Annotated in this window: 2 protein-coding genes and 1 pseudogene; all 3 read left to right on the top strand. The window is 49.7% G+C overall.

Features of this window, described 5'->3' with window-relative positions; genetic code table 11:
- On the top strand, positions 1 to 1,077 hold a 1,077-nt coding region (locus AB7E53_RS14045), incomplete at its 5' end, for a penicillin-binding transpeptidase domain-containing protein (RefSeq protein WP_446776375.1).
- Positions 1,078 to 1,092: 15 nt separating this feature from the next.
- Positions 1,093 to 2,556 (top strand): UDP-N-acetylmuramoyl-L-alanyl-D-glutamate--2,6-diaminopimelate ligase, encoded by a 1,464-nt coding sequence (locus AB7E53_RS14040; protein ID WP_179399708.1) that lies wholly within the window; start codon positions 1,093 to 1,095, stop codon positions 2,554 to 2,556.
- Positions 2,557 to 2,566: 10 nt separating this feature from the next.
- Positions 2,567 to 2,736: pseudogene (locus AB7E53_RS14035) on the top strand (phospho-N-acetylmuramoyl-pentapeptide-transferase); the annotation flags it as partial.

Raw genomic sequence — 2,736 nt, 5'->3', positions numbered from 1 at the left:
GGATATCATATGATAACGGCCGAAAAGGCCATCTGGAACTCGTCCAATATCGGGGTTGCCAAGCTGATTTTGAGAGGATACGAAAAGAACCCGTCCAAATTTGTGGAAGGGTTGTACCGTATCGGAATCAATACCCCGTTGAATCTCGAAATACCCGGAGCGGGACGGGCCAAGATACGTAAACCCTCCGACTCGACACGGTACTGGTCAAAGACCACCCTGCCCTGGATGTCGTTCGGATACGAAACGCAGATACCGCCCATCTATACGCTCACCTTTTTCAATGCCATCGCCAATGGCGGGAAACAGGTGCGCCCCATGTTTACCAAGGAGATTCTTCGCGATGGCGAAGTGGTGAAAAGTTTTTCTACCGAGGTGTTAAATCCGGCTATCTGTTCGGAGAAAACCCTGACGCAGATTAAAAGCATGCTGGTAGGAGTTGTGGAAGAGGGAACCGGACAGGCGGTGCGCTCAGACATAGTGAGCATTGCGGGTAAGACCGGAACAGCTCAGCTATCGCAGGGATCGGCCGGTTACAAAGCCGCGGGAGTCAGTCACCAGGTCTCCTTCTGTGGTTATTTTCCTGCCGACAAGCCTGTATATTCCTGTATTGTGGTGATACGCAGGCCCCGTATCGGATATCCTTCGGGAGGAACCATGGCGGGAGGTGTTTTTAAATCCATCGCCGAAAAGATATTTGCCGGAACGGTTTCCTACAACCTGGATAAGATGCCCGCAGATTCTGCGGCAGTTAAAATCCCTCAGGCAAAAGGAGGCGATCTGCATGCGTTGGAAAACGTGATGAAACAATTCGGAATCCGTCTGGGTACCGATAGTGTGGAAAGCCCCTGGGTGATGACCGGTATAAAGGAGACCGGCATAAGTCTGAAAAATGTATCGGAAAAGAAGGGCGTTGTACCTCACGTAGTAGGAATGGGGGCCAAAGACGCTGTCTTCTTGCTCGAAAACCAGGGATTGAGAGTCTCCATCTCCGGAATGGGGAAAGTCACCTCCCAGTCTATTCCTCCGGGAAGCCGGGCAATAAAGGGACAAACGATTGCTATTGTTTTGAATTAAATGATAAAAAAGCTTATGGAACTGAAAAGCTTGATGAAGGTGCTGCAAGTTCAGAATCTTACAGGTACCGATGATTTACATATACAGAGTATAGCTGCCGATTCACGTAAAGTTACGGATGGCAGTCTGTTTGTAGCCGTTAAGGGGACTGCCTCCGACGGACACGACTACATTCCGGTGGCGATTGCCAACGGAGCCAGGGCAATTGTGTGCGAAGTATTACCGGCTGCTTTATCCGAAACCGTTACTTATATTGTGGTTCCCGATACTGCCGAAGCTTTAGGCAAGCTGGCATCGGCCTGGTACGAGTTCCCTTCAGATAACCTTGTGGTTGTAGGGGTTACCGGTACCAACGGAAAAACAACCATCGCTACGTTACTATACGACATGTTCCGGAAGATGGGCCACAAGGCAGGTCTGCTTTCCACCGTGTGCAATTATATAGACGGCGAAGCCGTTCCCGCCACCCATACCACCCCTGATGCACTTACTTTGCACGAACTGATGGCGCGTATGGTTGATGCCGGATGCGAGTATCTGTTTATGGAGGTCAGCTCCCATGCAGTAGATCAGAAGCGTATCAGCGGAATCTCTTTCGATGGCGGCATATTCACGAACCTTACCCGCGATCACCTCGATTACCACCTTACGGTAGAAAACTACCTGAAGGCAAAAAAGCAGTTCTTCGATAACCTGCCTGCATCGGCATTCGCCCTTACCAATGCCGATGATAAATCGGGACTGGTTATGCTTCAGAACACGGCTGCCACGAAGCTCACCTATTCGTTGCGCACACTGGCAGATGTAAAAGGCCGTATCCTCGAATCACATTTCGAAGGTACCCTGCTTACTATCAACGACAAGGAGGTGATGGTGCATTTTGTAGGCCGTTTCAATGCTTACAACTTACTGGCGGTTTACGGAGCGGCAGTTGCTTTGGGAAAAGAACCCGAAGAGGTGCTGCTTGCCCTTAGTACGTTGCATTCGGTGTCGGGACGTTTCGAAACCATCCAGTCTCCTCTGGGATATACGGCCATTGTGGATTATGCCCATACGCCCGATGCCCTTAACAATGTGCTCAACGGGATACATGAAGTGCTTGATAGCAGAGGCCGCATCCTTACCGTGGTAGGTGCCGGAGGAAACAGAGATAAAGGCAAGCGCCCGCTGATGGCCAAAGAGGCTGTGAAGCTGAGCGACCAGGTGATCCTTACCTCGGATAACCCCCGATTCGAAGAACCCGAAGATATCATAAACGATATGGTAGCCGGGTTGAACAACGAAGAGAAGCAACGTACCCTTTGCATTACGGATCGTAGTCAGGCCATTAAAACCGCCGCCTTACTCGCAAAAAAGGGCGATGTGATTCTTATAGCCGGTAAAGGGCACGAAGATTATCAGGATGTGAAGGGGGTGAAACATCATTTCGACGACCGCGAAATAGTGAGAGAGATATTCGGAACACAACAAAAACAATAAAGGCAAGCGCATGTTATACTATCTTTTTAATTTTTTGGATCAGCTTGATTTCCCGGGTGCCGGCATGTTCAAATATGTTTCGTTCCGATCGGGACTGGCATTAATATTATCGCTGTTTATCTCTACAGCCATCGGTCGCCGTATTATCAACCGGTTGCAGATGCTCCAGATTGGAGAGAC

It is taken from the genome of Macellibacteroides sp., from assembly GCF_050251695.1.
Taxonomy (GTDB): domain Bacteria; phylum Bacteroidota; class Bacteroidia; order Bacteroidales; family Tannerellaceae; genus Macellibacteroides; species Macellibacteroides fermentans.
The sequence above is the reverse complement of the archived record's forward strand: the minus strand, read 5'-3'. Positions and strand labels throughout refer to the sequence as shown.